The organism is Azospirillum sp. TSH100 (genome assembly GCF_004923295.1).
Classification (GTDB): Bacteria; Pseudomonadota; Alphaproteobacteria; order Azospirillales; family Azospirillaceae; genus Azospirillum.
The window spans coordinates 317,987-334,611 of record NZ_CP039637.1 but is presented as its reverse complement, the minus strand read 5'-3'; the positions used below and the strand labels follow the sequence as shown (position 1 = coordinate 334,611).

13 protein-coding genes are annotated in these 16,625 nt (G+C 67.0%); 4 read left to right on the top strand and 9 right to left on the bottom strand.

The window, feature by feature from the left end:
• The first annotated feature begins 382 nt into the window (after window positions 1–382).
• The gene (locus tag E6C72_RS23130; RefSeq protein WP_109084508.1) at window positions 383–1,999 is read left to right on the top strand and encodes a hypothetical protein; all 1,617 of its coding nucleotides are present in this window, start codon (window positions 383–385) and stop codon (window positions 1,997–1,999) included.
• A gap of 243 nt (window positions 2,000–2,242) precedes the next feature.
• Here E6C72_RS23130 and E6C72_RS23125 read toward each other — a convergent pair whose 3' ends face one another.
• The gene (locus E6C72_RS23125; protein WP_109084514.1) at window positions 2,243–3,136 is read right to left on the bottom strand and encodes a LysR family transcriptional regulator; all 894 of its coding nucleotides are present in this window, start codon (window positions 3,134–3,136) and stop codon (window positions 2,243–2,245) included.
• A gap of 107 nt (window positions 3,137–3,243) precedes the next feature.
• On the opposite strand from E6C72_RS23125, the gene E6C72_RS23120 reads away from it, so the two are divergent.
• From E6C72_RS23120 to E6C72_RS23110, 3 genes are all read left to right on the top strand, one after another.
• The gene (locus tag E6C72_RS23120; protein ID WP_109084507.1) at window positions 3,244–4,803 is read left to right on the top strand and encodes a proton-conducting transporter membrane subunit; all 1,560 of its coding nucleotides are present in this window, start codon (window positions 3,244–3,246) and stop codon (window positions 4,801–4,803) included.
• Window positions 4,804–4,825: 22 nt separating this feature from the next.
• Entirely contained in the window at window positions 4,826–7,285 is a 2,460-nt protein-coding gene (locus tag E6C72_RS23115; protein WP_371298452.1) for a YbcC family protein, read from the top strand.
• 199 nt (window positions 7,286–7,484) lie between these two features.
• Entirely contained in the window at window positions 7,485–8,672 is a 1,188-nt protein-coding gene (locus E6C72_RS23110; RefSeq protein WP_109084505.1) for a glycosyltransferase 87 family protein, read from the top strand.
• Between the two features lie 15 nt (window positions 8,673–8,687).
• Here the strand turns inward: E6C72_RS23110 and E6C72_RS23105 are convergent, their stop codons facing one another.
• From E6C72_RS23105 to E6C72_RS23070, 8 genes are all read right to left on the bottom strand, one after another.
• Window positions 8,688–9,407: an SH3 domain-containing protein gene (locus tag E6C72_RS23105; protein ID WP_158280118.1), complete on the bottom strand. Its 720-nt coding sequence runs from the start codon at window positions 9,405–9,407 to the stop codon at window positions 8,688–8,690.
• Between the two features lie 68 nt (window positions 9,408–9,475).
• Window positions 9,476–9,712, bottom strand: coding sequence for a hypothetical protein (locus E6C72_RS23100; protein WP_109084503.1), 237 nt, complete (start codon window positions 9,710–9,712; stop codon window positions 9,476–9,478).
• A gap of 79 nt (window positions 9,713–9,791) precedes the next feature.
• Window positions 9,792–10,097, bottom strand: a complete 306-nt coding sequence (locus tag E6C72_RS23095; protein WP_109084502.1) for a hypothetical protein — start codon at window positions 10,095–10,097, stop codon at window positions 9,792–9,794.
• 11 nt (window positions 10,098–10,108) lie between these two features.
• Entirely contained in the window at window positions 10,109–10,441 is a 333-nt protein-coding gene (locus E6C72_RS23090) for a hypothetical protein (protein WP_109084501.1), read from the bottom strand.
• Window positions 10,442–10,549: 108 nt separating this feature from the next.
• Window positions 10,550–11,725: a DUF2061 domain-containing protein gene (locus E6C72_RS23085; RefSeq protein ID WP_109084500.1), complete on the bottom strand. Its 1,176-nt coding sequence runs from the start codon at window positions 11,723–11,725 to the stop codon at window positions 10,550–10,552.
• Window positions 11,725–12,897 (bottom strand): DUF2061 domain-containing protein, encoded by a 1,173-nt coding sequence (locus E6C72_RS23080; RefSeq protein ID WP_109084499.1) that lies wholly within the window; start codon window positions 12,895–12,897, stop codon window positions 11,725–11,727. Before E6C72_RS23080 ends, E6C72_RS23085 begins: the two co-directional genes overlap by 1 nt.
• Before the next feature lie 276 nt (window positions 12,898–13,173).
• Window positions 13,174–14,658 (bottom strand): mechanosensitive ion channel domain-containing protein, encoded by a 1,485-nt coding sequence (locus E6C72_RS23075; RefSeq protein ID WP_109084498.1) that lies wholly within the window; start codon window positions 14,656–14,658, stop codon window positions 13,174–13,176.
• Window positions 14,619–16,613 carry a methyl-accepting chemotaxis protein gene (locus E6C72_RS23070; protein ID WP_109084497.1) on the bottom strand — a complete coding sequence of 665 codons (1,995 nt, stop codon included), beginning with the start codon at window positions 16,611–16,613 and terminating at the stop codon, window positions 14,619–14,621. The genes E6C72_RS23075 and E6C72_RS23070 overlap by 40 nt, the downstream gene beginning before the upstream one ends.
• Window positions 16,614–16,625: the final 12 nt, after the last annotated feature.

The following is a 16,625-nucleotide window of genomic DNA, read 5'->3' as shown; positions in this document are numbered from 1 at the left end:
TGGGACATTTGCCTAAACATACGATTTCCCCACATCCAAAGATGGAAGATAATTGAAGGAAAATCGGCAAACAAACCACCAGAGGTAGCGTGCCTTAGGATGATCCTGTATTTCGTACCGTCGAATCGGGCCGATGCCTGACCTCACCCATCAGTTCTCTTGACAGCCACACCGCACCGGCCTGCCGCCTTCCGAAGGACGTTCTTTCATGCCCGCCCCAGCGTCTGGTTTCGCTGATCAAGCTGTTGCCCTCACCCACCGGGGTGCCGCCGCTCTGGCCGACGGGCAGGAGGCGTTTGCCATATCCTGTTTCACCACGGCGGCCATACTGGCACCGCATCGGGCCAGTATCTGGCACAACCTCGGCGAAGCGCGGCGTGCCTTGGGCCAAGCAACTGGTGCGGCGGGGGCCTACCATCATGCCCTGCGGCTGCGTCCCGCCTATCCGAAGGCCTGGGCCGGACTGGCCTCTCTGCTGCACAAAAGCCACCGCCCCAAGGCGGCAGCGCGGGCATCGATGCGGGCGCTGGCTCTCGATCCGGGCTTTGCCGAAGGCTGGTCGATCGTTGGTTTGATCCTGCTGGAACGGCGGGCGATGGAACGGCTGCCGATCATCCTCCATCGGGTGGTGCGGCTGACGCCGGACAATATGCCGGCATGGCTTGCGCTGGCCGGCGGGCTCGATGAAACGGTGGATCCGGCTCTGCCGCTCGCCTGTGCGCGGCGCGCGGTTGCGCTGTCGCCCGACCGGCCGGCCGGCTATGTGAACCATGCCGGGCTCCTGGTCAGGCGGGGCAGGCTCGACGCGGCCAAGGCGATGCATGACCGGTTGCGCCGGCTGGCTCCGCTGGAAGGACATGCCGAGGCCGGCGACAGTCTGCTGGCAACCCTGCGCGGCGATTTCGCTGCGGCGGTGTCGCTGGCCCGACGGTCTCTGGTCCTGCAACCGGCTTCCCCGACCGCCCTCATCAACCTGTCGCTGGCCGAACATGACAGCGGACAGGCGGAACGGGCACGCCGCGGCAACGAGCGCGCGATCGTGCTCCACCCCGAAAGCGATGTCGCACGCTTCAACCTGTCCATGGTGCTGCTGGCAGACGGCGACTTCGCCAATGGCTGGCGTCTCTACGAATCCCGCTGGCGGATGGAGCGCGTGATCTATCCCGCCCACGCTCCAGGCTGGCAGGGCGGCGACCCGGCGGGACGCTCATTCCTTCTGGTGGCCGAACAGGGGCAGGGCGATACGCTGCATTTCGTCCGCTATGCCCCGATGCTGGCGGCCCTCGGTGCTCAAGTCCATCTGATGGTGCAACCATCGCTGGTCCGGTTGCTGTCGGCGCTTCCCGGCATCGCCTCGGTCCGGTCGCTCACGGAACCGCCACCGGTCTGCGATGCCTGTATTCCGCTGCTGAGCCTGCCATTGGTGTTCGGCACCACGTTGGCGACCATCCCGGCCGCCGTGCCATATCTGTTTGCTTCCCCGCAGGATCGTGGCAACTGGAAACGGAGGCTCGACGGGGAGCCGCGCCTTAAGGTCGGCCTGGTCTGGGCCGGTTCGGCGCATGACGACCAGTTCCTGGCTCATATGGTCGACCGGCGGAGAAGCCTGCCGCTTGCCGCGCTGGCTCCGCTGGCCGGCATTCCGAACGTCAGCTTCTACAGCCTGCAAAAGGGGCCTGCGGCAGCCGAATCGCCACCGGCCGGCCTCGACATCGTCGACTGGATGGATGCGGTTGGCGATTTCGCGGATACCGCCGCCTTTGTCGCGGAGCTCGACCTCGTCATCAGCGTCGACACCTCGGTGTGCCATCTGGCCGGCGCGCTGGGCCGGCCGGTCTGGATGCTGTCACGCTACGATGCCTGCTGGCGCTGGCTGCGCGACCGGTCGGACAGCCCCTGGTATCCGACCATGCGCCTGTTCCGCCAGGACCGGCCGGGCGACTGGCCCGCCATCATCCTTCGTGTCCGCGCCGCTCTGGAGCGCTGGGCGGCACAGTGACGAACCGCTGAGCCGTCGTCGGCCGGATCAACCACCACGCCGACGGCGGTGTCGGCGACACACTCGGGATCCCCGGCTTCCGGTACGGTCGCGGCCAGCGCTTTCGGCATCGCCTCTCCGAACCTCACGGGAAGGTCCGCTTCGGAGTCCGCCGCACGGCACCACGTGATGAACAAAACCTGGTCCCCGAACAGGGCATCCGACCCAGGATCGCATCGCATATCAGGGAAAGCCAACCGGTCGTCACTCCGGCTCCATCGCCGGACCGCCGGCTTGCAACAGGGCACGCAGCAGCGCATTTGGGAACCGGCGCCGCACGGTGACGGCATAGAAGGTCTCGGTGATGCCGGGCAGCACGTCGGCGGCGTGCAGCAGGCCGGAGGCCAGCTCATCCTTGACGACGATCGGCGGCAGCACCGCCAGCCCGACATCCTCGCGGGCCAACAGACGCATCATCGCCATGTCGTCAACCTCGGCGGCGATCTGCGGGCGGATGCCGATGCGGTCGGCAAGCGCATCGAAGGCGGTGCGCACGCTGCTGTCTGCGGTTGGCAGAATCACCGGATGTCCGGTCAGCAGTTCCGCGATGGTGCCGCCGCCGGCGACACGGTGCGGCGTTCCCACCAGATTGACCGGCTGTTCCGCCAGACGGTGGGCGACGAAGGGCGACGCCGCGTCACCGGCCGGCGCCCGGTTCATCAGCACGACATCCAGATTGAGCGCCTCCAAAGCCTGCAACAGCTCCGCCGGACTGCCCGAACGCAGGATGACGTCGACATCCTCCTGCCCCAGCACCGGACGCAGAAAGCCGATCTGGAAATTTCGCGACAGCGTCGCCTGCGCCCCCACCCGTAAGGCCCGTCGCGTCCGGCCGGCGTCCTTCAGCGTTCCAACCAGCTCCTCGCCCAGCGCGAAGATCGAATCGGCATGGTCGAGCGCGATCCGTCCGGCCTCGGTCAGGCGGAGCTGCCGGCCCTCCCGCTCGAACAGATCATGGCCCAGACGCTCCTCCAGCTTGCGGATCTGCACCGACAGCGCCGACTGGGTCAGGTTCAGCCGCGCCGCGGTGCGGGTCAGGTTCCCGTCATGGGCGACCGCTCGGAAATAGAAGAGGTGATGGTAGTTCAGATCCCGCATCATTCGATTTTACCGAACGATATCCCAAGAACAATGAATTTTTTTTAGATCGGCGGCGCTGCTAGATCGACTGGACAGGCTCCTTACGCATTTCCGGAGAGACCGCGTTGTCCACTCATCTCCTGCCGCTCCTCGCCCCCGTGGCCCTGCTGCTGGCCGCCTTCGCCGGCTTCCACACCCCTGGACGACGCCCCGGTTCCGTACCGCGACTGGCGGAGGCGGCGGCGCTGAGCGCCTTCGTCATCGCCCTGCTGTCGGCCGGCCTGCTCGCCGTCGCCGGTGCCGGCACCAGCCCGCTGCTCGGCGCGAAGGGTATCGGCCTGTCCGTGCGGCTGGATGCCGTGAGTGCGACGATGCTGGTCCTGGTGTCCTTCGTCGGCTGGACCGTGGTCCGCTACACTGCCACCTACCTGGATGGCGAGGACCGTCAGGGCACCTTCACCGGCTGGCTGTGCGCCACGTTGGCCTCGGTCCTGCTGCTGGTGCAGGCCGGCAACCTCGCCCATTTCGTGCTGGCCTGGATCGCCACCAGCCTGCTCCTGCACCGGCTGCTGCTGTTCTACCCGAACCGGCCAACCGCACAGCGGGCAGCGCGCAAGAAGGCGATCACCGCACGGATCGGCGACGCCTCCCTGATCGGCGCCGCGATCCTGCTGCTCGTAGGCTACGGCAGCTCCGACATCGCCACCATCACGGAGATGGCCCGTGCCGGCCAGGAGGTCTCGGTCGCGGCCTGGGCCGCCGGCCTGATCGCTCTGGCCGCCCTCCTGAAGTCGGCGCAGTTCCCTACCCATGGCTGGGTGACCGAGGTGATGGAGACGCCGACGCCAGTGTCGGCCCTGCTGCATGCCGGCGTCATCAACGGCGGCGGTTTCCTGCTGATCCGCTTCGCCGACGTGATGCTGCTGTCACCCGGCGTCCTGTCGGTGCTGGTGATGATTGGCGGCTTCACCGCCCTGTTCGGCAGTCTGGTGATGCTGACCCAGCCGGCGGTCAAGACCTCGCTCGCCTGGTCCACGGTTGCTCAGATGGGCTTCATGGTCCTGCAATGCGGTCTGGCGCTGTTCCCGCTCGCCCTGCTCCACATCGTGGCGCACTCCTTCTATAAGGCCCATGCCTTTCTGGCGGCCGGCGGTGCGGTTGAGGGTGTCGCCGCGATCCGGCGGCCCGGTCCGGTCGCCATTCCCAACGGCGTCGCCGTCGGCCGCGCCTTCGTCGCCGCCCTGGCGATCTACGCGGTGGTGGGCGCCATCTTCGGCTTCGCCGCCAAGCCGCCGCAAGCCGTCGCCCTCGGCGCCATCCTGATCTTCGGCGTCGCCTATCTGCTGGCCCAGGGTCTGGCCGGCGCCGCTCCGGCCTTTCTGACCCGGCGCACCGCGCTCTACGCCATCGCCGCCTCCACCGCCTACTTCGCACTCCAGACCGTCGCCGAATGGACACTGACCGGCCCGCTGCCGAAAACGCCGGCCCCCGGCCCGCTGGAATGGGCGCTGCTGGTTCTGGTGGTGGTCAGCTTCGGCCTCGTCGCCGTCGCCCAGTCGATGTTCCCGCTGTGGGCCTATCACCCGGCCGCCGCCGGTCTGCGGGTCCATCTGTCCAACGGCCTCTACGCCAACGCGGTTTTCGACCGGCTGCTCGGTGGCTGGTCGGCTCGCAAGATTTCCTGATCCCGGAAGGACGATCCACATGATCACCCAGCCCATCGACGCAGCCGCGGCCCGCACCCCCGCCCTTGCCGCTGTCGCCGCCGCCGCGGTGCATGCGATCCCGCCGGTCTGGCCGCTCGCCTCCAGCGTCGCCGTCAATCCATTCCTCGGACAGAGCGGCGAAAGCCTTGCCCATACCGCCGCCCGCCTCGGCCGGGTCGCCGGCATCGCGGTGACCATGCCGCGGTCGTGGTATCAGGAGCGGATCGCGTCCGGCGCCATCACCGACGACGACCTCGCCGGCGCACTGTCCGCGTCTCCGCATGCCCGGCGTCCGGCCTCGCTGGCGGCCCTGAAGGCCGCCGCCATCACTGCCGAACCGCCGCCCAAGGCGCTCCCGACCGTCGCCGATCTGGCGGCGGAAGCCGCCGGCACCGACTGGCCGGGGCTGATCGCCGAACGGTTCGGCGGCTGGGCCGCCGGCTACTTCGACGCCGGGCAAGCACTCTGGGCAGCCCCGCGGGGGAAATCCGCCTACGGCGCGTGGCGGGCCGTCGCCACCCACGATCTGACGCCGGAGATCATCGGCCTGACCGGCTTCGCCACCCAGGTCGCCGAAGGACCGGAGACGGCAGGACAGGCGCTGGCCGCCGCCATCGCCCGGCTCGACATGCCGGCCGCCGCCTGCGAGACCTATTTCCACCAACTGCTGACCGGCCTCGGCGGCTGGGCCCAGTTCGCCCGCTACCGGCTGTGGCAGGCCGAACTGGCCGGCGGCTCCGACACGACACTGACCGACTTCCTGGCGATCCGGCTTGTCTGGGAACAGGCACTCTACGATCGTCATGAACCGCAGATCGCCGACCGCTGGCGGGCGGTCTGCGCCGCCCATGCCGAGCCGGTGACGCCCACCCCCGACCAGATCGTCGACGCCATCCTGCAGGACGCCGCCGACCGCGCCGCCCAACGGGTACTGGCCGACAAGTTCACGCAGATGCCGGCAGCCAGGCCGCAGGCCGACCGCCCCATCCTCCAGGCCGCCTTCTGCATCGACGTGCGGTCCGAGGTGTTCCGGCGCGCCCTGGAATCCACCGGCTCCGGCATCGAGACCATCGGCTTCGCTGGCTTCTTCGGCCTTGCCCTGTCGCACCGGCGCTTCGCCTCGGATGTCGACGAGGCCCGCTGCCCGGTCCTGCTGAACCCGGCCGCCACCTCGCGGACCACCGATTGCGATCACCATCATCAGCATGCGCATGACTGCGGGCACGACCACAGCTCGGACGATGCCAAGGCCCGCCTGACCGCAAGGGCGAAGCGGGCCTGGGGTCGGTTCAAGCTCGCCGCCGTGTCGTCCTTCGCCTTTGTCGAAGCGATGGGGCCGGTCTATGCCGGCAAGCTGCTGCGCGACGCCTTCGCGCTGGGCGGCCACAAGGCGCCGCAGGATCCTGCCCCGCGCCTCGACCCGGCGCTGCCGCTGGTCGACAGAACGGCGATGGCCGCGACCATCCTGCGGGCCATGTCGCTGACCGATGGCTTCGCCCGGATTGTCATGCTGGCCGGCCATGGCGCCACCACCGTCAACAACCCGCACGCCAGCGCTCTGCAATGCGGTGCCTGCGGCGGCTATTCGGGAGAAGTCAACGCCCGGCTGCTCGCCGGCCTGCTGAACGATCCGGAGGTGCGGAGCGCCCTTGCCGACCAGGGCATCATTATCCCGCCCGACACGCTGTTCATCGGCGCCCTGCACGACACCACCACCGACGCGGTGACGCTGTACGACGCCGACCTTCCATCCCCCGCCCATGCCGCCGAGTTGGAGCAGGTACGGGGCTGGCTCGCCGCGGCCGGAGCCATCACCCGCGGCGAACGGGCGCTGCGCCTGCCGCGGGCCGAAGGAGTGGACGACATCACCCGGCGCAGCCGCGACTGGGCAGAAGTCCGGCCGGAATGGGGCCTTGCCGGCTGCCGGGCCTTCGTCGCGGCGCCGCGGAGCCGCACCGCTGGCCGGGACCTGCACGGCACCAGTTTCCTGCACAGCTACGACTGGCGGCAGGACGACGGCTTCCGGGTACTGGAACTGATCCTGACAGCGCCGGTGGTTGTGGCAAGCTGGATCAGCCTGCAATATTACGGCTCCACCGTCGCGCCGACGGTGTTCGGCGCCGGGAACAAGCTGCTGCACAACGTCACCGGTGGCATCGGCGTGGTGGAAGGCAACGGCGGGCTCCTGCGTGTCGGCCTGCCCTGGCAATCGGTCCATGACGGCGAACGTTACATGCACGAACCGCTGCGGCTTTCCGTTGTGGTCGAGGCGCCGCAGGAGGCGATCAACGACGTCCTGGCCCGCCATCCCGATCTCCGCGCGCTGTTCGACAATGGATGGCTGCACCTGTTCCGGCTGAACGAGCAGGGCCGCATTGCAAGCCGCTATGTGCAATCCCTGCAATGGACCGCCTGCGACGCGGCCCCCATGCCGGAAGACTCCCTGCTGGCCACCGCTTGACCCGCAGACTATGAAGGACCGCAGTCTACGGGAAGCCCGCTCTCCCTATGGAGAGCGGGCTTTTTTTTGGCGAGCGCCGACGGTAAATGCAAAAGCCCTGAACAATTCATACTCCATAATGAATTCCTTTTAATTTCTAAGTTTCGGCAAATCCGGATAAACAGCGACGCCGGGCGTTGGATTGGGGTCCGGTAATTTTATGAACTCGAATGGAATTCTTCTGTCGCGCGTCTTGCACGGCGGAGAGAGGCGGCGTGGCGATGCCAGCGCCTGGGCGGTTGTGATCTGGTGTCTGTTCGTGGTCGCAATGGCGGTGCTGGCCATCATCCGGCCGGAGCGTCCGATCACCCACATCTATCGGAACGCCGTGATCGACTGGTGGTCAGCGGTTCCCGTCTACACCGAGGGCATCCACGGTTTCCTGTATTTCCCGTCGAGCGCGGTTCTGCTGGGTCCGCTCGCCGCGCTGCCGCTCGGGTTGGGCGACCAGATCTGGCGGCTGGCGATGGTCGGGGTGTTTTCCGGTGCCGTTTACCGGGTGGCACTGCTGCTGCATCCCAATATGGGACGGACACTGGCTGGCTGGGTGCTGGTGGCGGCGATCCCAACCGCCTCGATCAACGTCCTGCGCGGCCAGTGCGAACTGATGATGATGTCGGTGGTCCTGCACGCTGCGGTCGATCTGGCGCGCGGGCGCGACCGGCGCGGTGCGATGATGCTGGCGCTGGCGGTGGCTCTTAAGCCCCTGGCGCTGGTGCCGGCCCTGCTGTTCGCCGCGGTGCGGCCGGGTGTGCGCCGGCCGTTGGGCATCGGCCTGCTGATCGCCGCCGCCGCACCATTCCTGCACCCTGATCCCGCCTATGTCGCCGGGCAATACGCGGCGATGTTCGGCAAGCTCTTCACCGCCGCCGCTCCCGACAGCGGGCGCTGGTTCGACCTGACCCGCCTGCTGGTTGAAGCCGGGGTGCAGCCCGCCTACGCCACCATGACGGCGCTGCGCCTTTCCGTCGCCCTTATGGTTGTCGGAATCGCCTGGATGGCGGTACGGCGGCTCGATCACGTAACGGGCATGATCGTCACGCTGATGCTGGGCGCCTGGTACCTGGTGCTGTTCAACCCGCGGACGGAGGAGGGCTCCTACCTCAGCATCGCCGTGCTGACCACACTGGCCGCTCTGGTTGAGCATCGCCGCCCGCGTGCCGGCGCCGTGCCGATGCTGCTCGGCCTCGCGGTGGCGGGACTGGGGCTGCATTTTTACGGCGGCTGGCTTTACCGACCCACCCAGATGTGGCTGAAGCAGGCGTTGACACTGGCCTTGCTCGGGTACCCTCTCTGGCTGGTCCTCACCCGCCGCAGCCTGATTGCCAATCCGGTTCCGGCGGACTGACAGTGCGGCGCGTCGTTACGCCGGGGGCGGCGCGGCTGCCGGACGCGTGGTCCAGGGCCACCAGCTGGTGACCCAGTTGTAGACCGTGCCCCAGGTCGAGGCCATCCATCCCTGCGCCTCCTCGGCCACCGGCGCCGCCTTGTCGCGCACCTGCTTGGCCCAGTCCACCGCCGGCTGCACCGACATCTCCATGCTATCAATACGGGAGCCGAGCTGACCGAACCCGTCACGCTGTTCACGGATTTGAGCGGCCAACTCCTCCTGCAGCTTCGCCAGCCCGTCCAGCAGGCCTGCGGTCGGGGCATCCGGCGCTGCTTCGGTCTTCGCCGCGGCGAGGCGCTGGTCGATGGCGTTCAGCGTCGCCTGCATGCGGTCAAGCCGCTCCAGAAGCTCCGGCAACGGAGGAGTCGACGGAGCAGCCGGATCAGGCGCCGAAGCAGCGGCGGGAGATGAAACGGGGGATGGGGAAGCGGCAGGGGAAGGAGATGCCACCGGACGCAACTGCTCCGCTGCTATGAACCCCACGCGCCCGCTGGCGGTGGTCACCGCATACCAGGGGGAATCGGCAACCTTGCCGCTGACACGCAGACGCGTGCCGCCGTCGATCAGATCGATCCGGGCCGATCTCGTCGACGGCTGTTCCCGCACATTGGTGCGGCCGACCACCTGGAATTCGGCATCCAGCGGCGTGATGCGCAACGCCTCCTGCGCCAAGGCCGTGGTCGTGAGAGACACGGCAACGACTGGCAGAGCAGCCATCAGGGTAACGGCGACCACAACCGGACGGGAAAGCACGCGAACACTCATAGCCGGGGGACCGCGCCATTCACGGCATCGCTCTCGCGGATCAGGCGGTTGATCTCCGCCTCTTCCTTGGCAAGCTGGGCCTCCAGTTCCGGGCTGTTCTTCCGATTGCCCCAGAAGGCATCCTGGTAAAAGGTGTCGTACCAGTTCTGGACCGTGTTCACTCCCACGTCCACCGCCACACTGCCCAGGATCGAAGCCGTGACGACAAGCACCGTCAAGGTCGTGGGTTCCATGATGTTCGAAGCTCCCTTATCGCGGGCTTGGATCGGCAGAATAGGCGGAACCGGGTTACTTTACAGTTTACGTCGCACTTTACTTCGGTGCCTGCGTCACCCCGATCAGCGCACCCAACCCGGCGCCGATGGCACCGAACATGGGGCTGGTCGGCGGCCCGGCGGTGGCGACCACGGCCACGCTCGGCACCAGGACCGGCACGATGAAGAAGCCCACGGCCGTACCCACCAGAGCCCCGGCAGCCACCGGCAGGATCTGCGCGACGAGGGGCGTTTCCGGCGGCGGTGGGGGTGCCGGCGGAGCCGCGGCGGCCTCGAACGAGATCGCCGCGGACGCCAAGACTGCCGCAACGGTCAGGCGTCGGATACAGCGGGCCATCATCATGGCAGGAACTCCTATCGGGTCGCCAGATAACCGGCGCCACCGGCCACCGCACCAACCGCGGCACCGGTGTTCCACAGCGCGGCGGTCGAGGTGATCGGGGTGATGGTGAGGGTCCCGGCCGCCAAGCCAGGCCAAGCGACGGCGCCGATGACGGCACCGGTGATGGTCCACAGCGACACCGGCAGCAGGGCCGCAATGGTACCGCTGACGCTGGCTGGCTGGGCCTGCACCTGCCCCTTGATCGGCGGCTGGGTCTGCGTCTGCGCAAAGGCCGAACCGGACAACACCGGGGCGGTGGCAAGGGTCAGCGACATGGCGACGATGGCGAGCGTGCGTGCCCTCATGAACCGGTTTCCTTTCCTTGCCTCTGTGCCGCATCCGTCAGTGCGTCGGATGCGGCCTGCGTTTGGACAGTTTTGCGTTGAAAGCCTTAAGCCTTCGTGTCGAGGCCCTCAGACGTTGGACCCGAGATATCGGAAATCGACGATGCGCGCGGCGTCGGTCCGCGGCACGCCCATCAGCTTGGCCCAGCCCAGCTCATGCATGTAAAACTTCGCGCTGTTGATGGTGATCTGGAGAACCTCCAACGCGCCGGTCGCAACATAGCTGCCGGTCCAATAGTAATCGACGAAGATGTGGGAAACCGACACGATCACCCGATACGAGAAGGCCTTCACCGCCGTGATCACCGACAGGTCGGGGGCGGTGCTGCTCGACCCCGTGCCATTCTCCAGCAGGGTTTCCGACTGCGCCTCGAACTCCTTCTGCGAGATCTGACCGGACTGGCGCATCAGTTCCAGCGCCGCCATGTGACGGGCGATGCTGTCGTCGGTGGCGCTCTTGCGGGTCGGATCCGGCATCGGGATCGCGACGGTGCCGTCTACGCGGCCCTTCAGGGCGGCATCGACGACGCCGGCATAGCCGACCGCCCAATTGCTGACGCCCTGCGCGAAGGCCGACCGGTCGCGGCTCTCGTCAAGCTTGCTGGACATCCAGCCGGAATCCTTCCAGCGTCCGGCGATCTCGGCCGGCAGGCCGCGGGTTTCCGGCACGAAATGGAAGCGGGCGTCGATGACATCCGACCGGTTGGCGGCGCGGAATCCGGCGGTGACCAGCACGCCCGGAATCTTCCAGCCCTGGGTGGCGGCGAAACTGCGTGCCTTGGCCCAGACCGGATTCTCGTCCTTGTTGGCCAGCGTGTGGGTGACGAAGAAGCAGGAGCCGTCCCAGCCGGCGCGGTAGCGGGAAACCGCCAGCACCAGATCGGTGCGGGCACAGTTGGCCGCCATGCCCCATCCATCGGTCGCCGGCAGAACGTTGGTGTTCAGCTCCAGCACGGCGTCCAGCTTGTTCTCGACGATCCGGAACAGGACCAGCGAGCGCAGATAGCCATAGGCACCCATGCGGGGATCATCCCACCCGCTGTCGCCGTCACCGGCGACCACCCAGCGCCCCTCGGGCAGCGGCAGCCGTTTGCCGTCGACCTCCAGAATACGCTCGACCGCGGTTCCCGGCTTCAGCACCCCCCCGGCATGCGCCGCTCCGGCCATGGTCCCAGTCAAGGCAATGCCCAGCAGCAACAGCAGGGTGCGGGCCTTCAGCCCCGAAAGCATCGAAAGGCCAGCCATTAGAGTCGCGCCTCCGCAGCCACATAATCGCCAATATAGGTGAAATCGACCAACCGCTCGGCATCATGCGTATTCAGCCGGGCGTAATAATCATCCCAATATTGATCATTCAGAACGAACCAGACCGAATCGGTGGCATTCAGCGTCAGCGCGATGCCCCAGGACACGGCATTGTTGGCCGTCACCAGATAGGCGATGCCATAGTCGACGATGGTGCCGATCGACCGGAACGAAATGTTCTTGCGGACGGAATTCGAGAGCAGTGAGGTGTTCGGCTTGAACTCCGGCACCTCGGCCTTTGCCCGATCGACCTGCGCCTTGTAGGTGGCGTCGTCGATGCGGCCCTCCTGATGGAGACGGTCGAGTTCCCGCAGCTTCAGGTCGGCATAGGATGGCGTGGCCGCCACCAGTTCGGGGAGCGGACCGGGATCCTCGGCCATGCGGTTGCGCAGGCCGCGCTCAATCCAGGCATCGAAGCCCGATCCCCAGGCGGCAACCGCCCGCACCGCCCCCTGGCGCAGCGGATCAGCCTTGGCAGCCTCGCCGGTCCAGTCGCTCAGCTGGGTCAACTGCAAGGCGGCGGGCCCCAGCAGCAGAGTGGGGTTGATGTGATAGCGCGCGTCGATCAGGTCATGGCGGTCGCTGACCCGGAAACCGGCGGTTAGCCAGACCTGCGGCATGGTCAGCTTTTCCTTTCCGGCAAAGGCGCGGGCCTTCTCCCATGCCTCCGGTCCGGCGGTGCCGGCATCGAACCGGGTCGCGCGCAGGAACTGGCAGGAGGTTTCCCAGCCCGTGCGGTAGCGGTCGATCAGCATCAGCTGGTTTTCCGCCGGAGCACAGGCCTTGGTGCGCCCCCAGCCATCTGTGCTGGGCAACGCATTGGCGTTGACCTCCAGCACCGCGACGACGCTGCTGTCGCGCGTCATCATCAGGACCGCCGAACGGATGGTGCCGAAGGCGCCGACCTCCGGCATCGAGAAATTCTGGTTTCCGAGGCCGGCGACCGTCCATTTGCCCGCAGGCAACGGGATCTGTTTCTCACCCAGCTCGAACCGGCCGGAAACGGTATCCCCGACAGCCAGGGCGGATGCCGCCGACGGCATCATTACGGCGCCGGTCAGGAGCGCCAAAGCATGCAGCAGGGCAGCAGCCCACCGACCTTTCGGTTTCATGAAGCCTCTTCTGAACTGACGAACCACAACGCATACCGAAAGGACGATACCAGAAAGTGGTAGATAACAATATTCCTCTTTGCCATTTGTTGCCACAGCCTGAGGTTTTAGCAGATTCGCATATACGGGACCAACGCGGGGACTCGCAGCACAGCGTTAAGCCATTGATAATTCACTCTTATGCCTATCGCGCGAACAGCTGGACAGAAAGCGCTCGCCCTGGGCGGGCGTCACTCCTGCCCCACACGGCACTCTGTCGCCCGAACCGCTGAAGCCTCAGGTCGTACCAACGTGGAGCAGCCCGGCGGCACGGCGGATGTGGGCGAGCACATCGGCGGCGAGATCCGCCTCATCGGCGAAACTCGCCCGTCCGCCATTGCGGGCGCGCAGGTCCGAGACCACCTGCGCCGCAACGCGCCGGCTCAGCAGTTCCGCCGATTCGGGCCGGTGCATCGCCATCGCGCGGACCGCATCCAAGGTCACCTCGACCAGCAGCACGCCGGTGCTGCAGCGCACCGTCTCGCCATGAATGGCGCCCTGGAGCAGAGCCGTCGCCCCGATCACCCCGCCCGGGCCGATGTTGCGGGCGGTCTCCTGCTGGCCACTCCGACCGCGCGCCGGCTCGGCCGCCAGGAGCCCCTCCAGCACGACATAGGCGGCCATCGCGGCCTCGCCAGCCTGGACCAGCGTGGTGCCCGCGGTCATCCGGCGCAGGCGGGTCTCTTCCGCCAGAACCTCCAGATCGTCGGCCGGCATGTCGCCAAGCAGCGGCGTCGCCGCCATTGCCTGCATGATCACGGGCAGTTCCACAGTCCGCCATTCCGCAGCCGCCGGATCGCCCGGTGCGCGCTCCCCCTTCGGCCAAGCGGGTCGCAGGCCGGCTGCGTTCAGATGCTCCAGCACCTTTTGCAGCACCATGCTGCGGGCACGGAACCGCAATTCGACCGGAGTGTCGAAAAAGATCCCATACTCAACACCATTGAGGGTAACGGAACGTACACGCGCGTACGGTTTGCCGGCGCCCGCCACCGTGAACGCCGCCGATGCCTCCAGCGCCGCCGCCTCCAGGATGCGCAGCACACGCTCGGCCGGTACGGTGGCATCCATGACGATGGAGGTCATGAATTCCAGGAAGGGACTGGGGCGGGAATGGTTGGTGATGGTGGAGGCGGCGATCCGGCTGTTCGGCACCACGACGATATTGCCGCAATCGTCCTTAAGACGCGTGCTGCGCCAGCTGATCTCCTGAACGCGCCCCTCGATGGTGTTATCGCCGACCTTATGCAGGCGGATATGCTCGCCGATGCGGATCGGCCGGTCGAGGTTCAGCGCCAGACCGCTGCAGATGTCCAGCAGCGGTTCGCGCACCGCCATGCCCAGCACCACGCCGAGCACGCCCGACGCCGCCCACAGCACGGTCAGATCCTGCTTGAAGACATAGCCGGCGATGGCGGCGAAGGCGATGGAGAAGACCACCAGACCGGAAAGCTGCACCAGAAGCCGTGGCACCGGCTCGCCCAGCGCCGAGCCGACCAGCCCTTCCAGCAGCACGATCTGGACCAGCCGGTGCACGAACTGGGCGGCGAACAGGATCAGGCCGATGTTCAGCGCGTAGGCCAGAACCCGGAACACCATCTCCAGCGCTTCTGCACCGGCCTTCTGATAGGTGTTGCCCGCCAGATACAGCGCACCGGCCAGCGCGAGGCTGCCGGCGAGCGGCGTCAGGAGTTTGCTGAGCTTGCGGAGGAAAGGGGCGGGCATGAGGCGCGCGACTCCGAGGAAACGAGGACAAAGCGGCTGATCTGGTCGCGGGTCCGGTGGATCATGCGCGCCAGATCCTCCATGGTGGCGCAAATCTCTTCGGCGGCACTGGCATTGCCCTGGCTGCTGGCGCGCAGCGACGACACGCGCTCGTGCAGGTCCTTGACCGCCGCCGACTGCTGGGTGATCGCGGCGGAGATCGCCTGCACCACACCGCTGCTATCCTGCGCCGCCTCGGCGATCCGTTCGATGGCGGTGCGGGCTTCGCCGGTCACGGCGACGCCGGAGCGGACCAACTGCGTCGATTCGGCGATGATCAGCTCGATATCCTGGGCGGCGACGGCGGCTTCTTCGGCAAGACGGCCGATCTGCTGGGCGACGATGCCGAAGCCCCGTCCCTCCTGCCCGGCCCGTGCAGCCTCGATGCCGGCATTCAGTGAGAGGATATGCGTCTTGTCGGAAATGCGGGCGATCTTGCCGGTTATCTGCTCGATGCGCTCATGCGCGCCGGCGATCCGCTCCACCGATTCGGCAAGCCGGACGAGGCGCGTCCGCCCGTCCTCGGCAAAGGCGGTCGTCCGCGTGGCCAGCTCGCTGCCACGTTCGGCATTGTGAGCGATGGTGTCGACTGCCATCGCGGTCTGACCGATCCCGGCGGCGACGGTGGTCAGCGTGCCGAGTTGGTTGGCCGACAGGTCGGCCACCTGCCGGGCGGCGGCGATGGTCTGGGTGACCGCGGCGGCGGTCTGTTCGGTGTCGCCGGCGATGTCGCCGACAAGGGCGCGCAGATGTTCCACCGCCTGGTTCAGGTCGGATTTCAGCCGCGCATACTCGCCCTGATAGGTTCCGGCCACCGTGCGGGTCAGGTCGCCCTGGGCCACTGCGGCGCTGATCGCCCCGACCTCGCTCAAAAGGGTCACCAGCGTGTCCAGGCTGCGGTTCAGATTGGCCTTCAGCGCACGCAGGTCGCCTTCATAGGCGCCGGTCATCCGGCCGCGCAGGTCGCCGGCGGCCAGCATCTGCATGACCTCCACCACCTCGAACAGCGGACGGGTCAGCCCCTCGATCAACTCGTTCATGCCCTTGACCAGGGTAGCGTAGTCGCCGCCATGGCCGATCACGTCGACCCGGGTGGACAGCATGCCGCCATGCGCCGCCTCGACAAGTTCGCCGAGATCGCTGGCGAGCGCCCGCACAGCCATGCCCGTCGATTCCACCGCGCGGGCCATCTGTCCGATGTCGTCGGCCCGCTCCACCGGTGCCGCGGTCGGCGTGAAATCGCCTTCCGACAACCGGTTCAACGTTCCGGTCATGGCGGCAATGGGGCGGCCGATGCCATTGTCCACCGCCCACAGGCAGATGCCACCGAAGACGAGGACGAGCGCCAGCCCCGCCAGGATCAGGGTGCGGCTGTTGCCGATCAGCTTATCGCTGTTGCCGTTGGCCTGGGCCGCCTGCGCGGTCGCGAGATGGACAAGCTCCTCCAGATCCTTGCTCAGCGACTCGAAGAGAAGGGCCGATTGTTTGACCATTGCCGTCGCATCGGCGACCTGATCCTGCCGCGACAGGGCGATCATCTTTTCACTGCCGGCCAGATAGGCGGCATAGCTGCGGGCGAAGCTGTCATAGCGCTGACGCTCTTCGGGAGTGTCGACCAGCGCCTCGTACTCGGCACGACGGGCAGCGATTTCACCCTTCAGGTGCTCCATCGTCTTCTCATAGGCGTCCATGCTGCCTGAGTCCTTGCTCAGCACATGCAACAATTCCGCGGCGCGGTAATCGCTTGTGGCGACGTCGATGGCATAGGTCGTCCGGACCGCGGTCAGGATGTCGTTTGCGATCAGGCTGCTGTCGGCCGAAACCGCAGACAGGACCTGAAGCACGATGAATCCGAAGGCGATGAAGATGCCGATGAGGAATGCGAAAGCCAGCCGAAGTTTGGTTTTAATGCTCATGATCGGCAAGCA

Bases quoted from the DNA above. Each gene is read 5' to 3' on its own strand.
- E6C72_RS23125 (WP_109084514.1), bottom strand. From the start codon at position 3,136: ATGCGGGATCTGAACTACCATCACCTCTTCTATTTCCGAGCGGTCGCC.
- E6C72_RS23110 (WP_109084505.1), top strand. From the start codon at position 7,485: ATGAACTCGAATGGAATTCTTCTGTCGCGCGTCTTGCACGGCGGAGAG.
- E6C72_RS23100 (WP_109084503.1), bottom strand. From the start codon at position 9,712: ATGGAACCCACGACCTTGACGGTGCTTGTCGTCACGGCTTCGATCCTG.
- E6C72_RS23095 (WP_109084502.1), bottom strand. From the start codon at position 10,097: ATGATGATGGCCCGCTGTATCCGACGCCTGACCGTTGCGGCAGTCTTG.
- E6C72_RS23090 (WP_109084501.1), bottom strand. From the start codon at position 10,441: ATGAGGGCACGCACGCTCGCCATCGTCGCCATGTCGCTGACCCTTGCC.
- E6C72_RS23085 (WP_109084500.1), bottom strand. From the start codon at position 11,725: ATGGCTGGCCTTTCGATGCTTTCGGGGCTGAAGGCCCGCACCCTGCTG.
- E6C72_RS23080 (WP_109084499.1), bottom strand. From the start codon at position 12,897: ATGAAACCGAAAGGTCGGTGGGCTGCTGCCCTGCTGCATGCTTTGGCG.
- E6C72_RS23075 (WP_109084498.1), bottom strand. From the start codon at position 14,658: ATGCCCGCCCCTTTCCTCCGCAAGCTCAGCAAACTCCTGACGCCGCTC.
- E6C72_RS23070 (WP_109084497.1), bottom strand. From the start codon at position 16,613: ATGAGCATTAAAACCAAACTTCGGCTGGCTTTCGCATTCCTCATCGGC.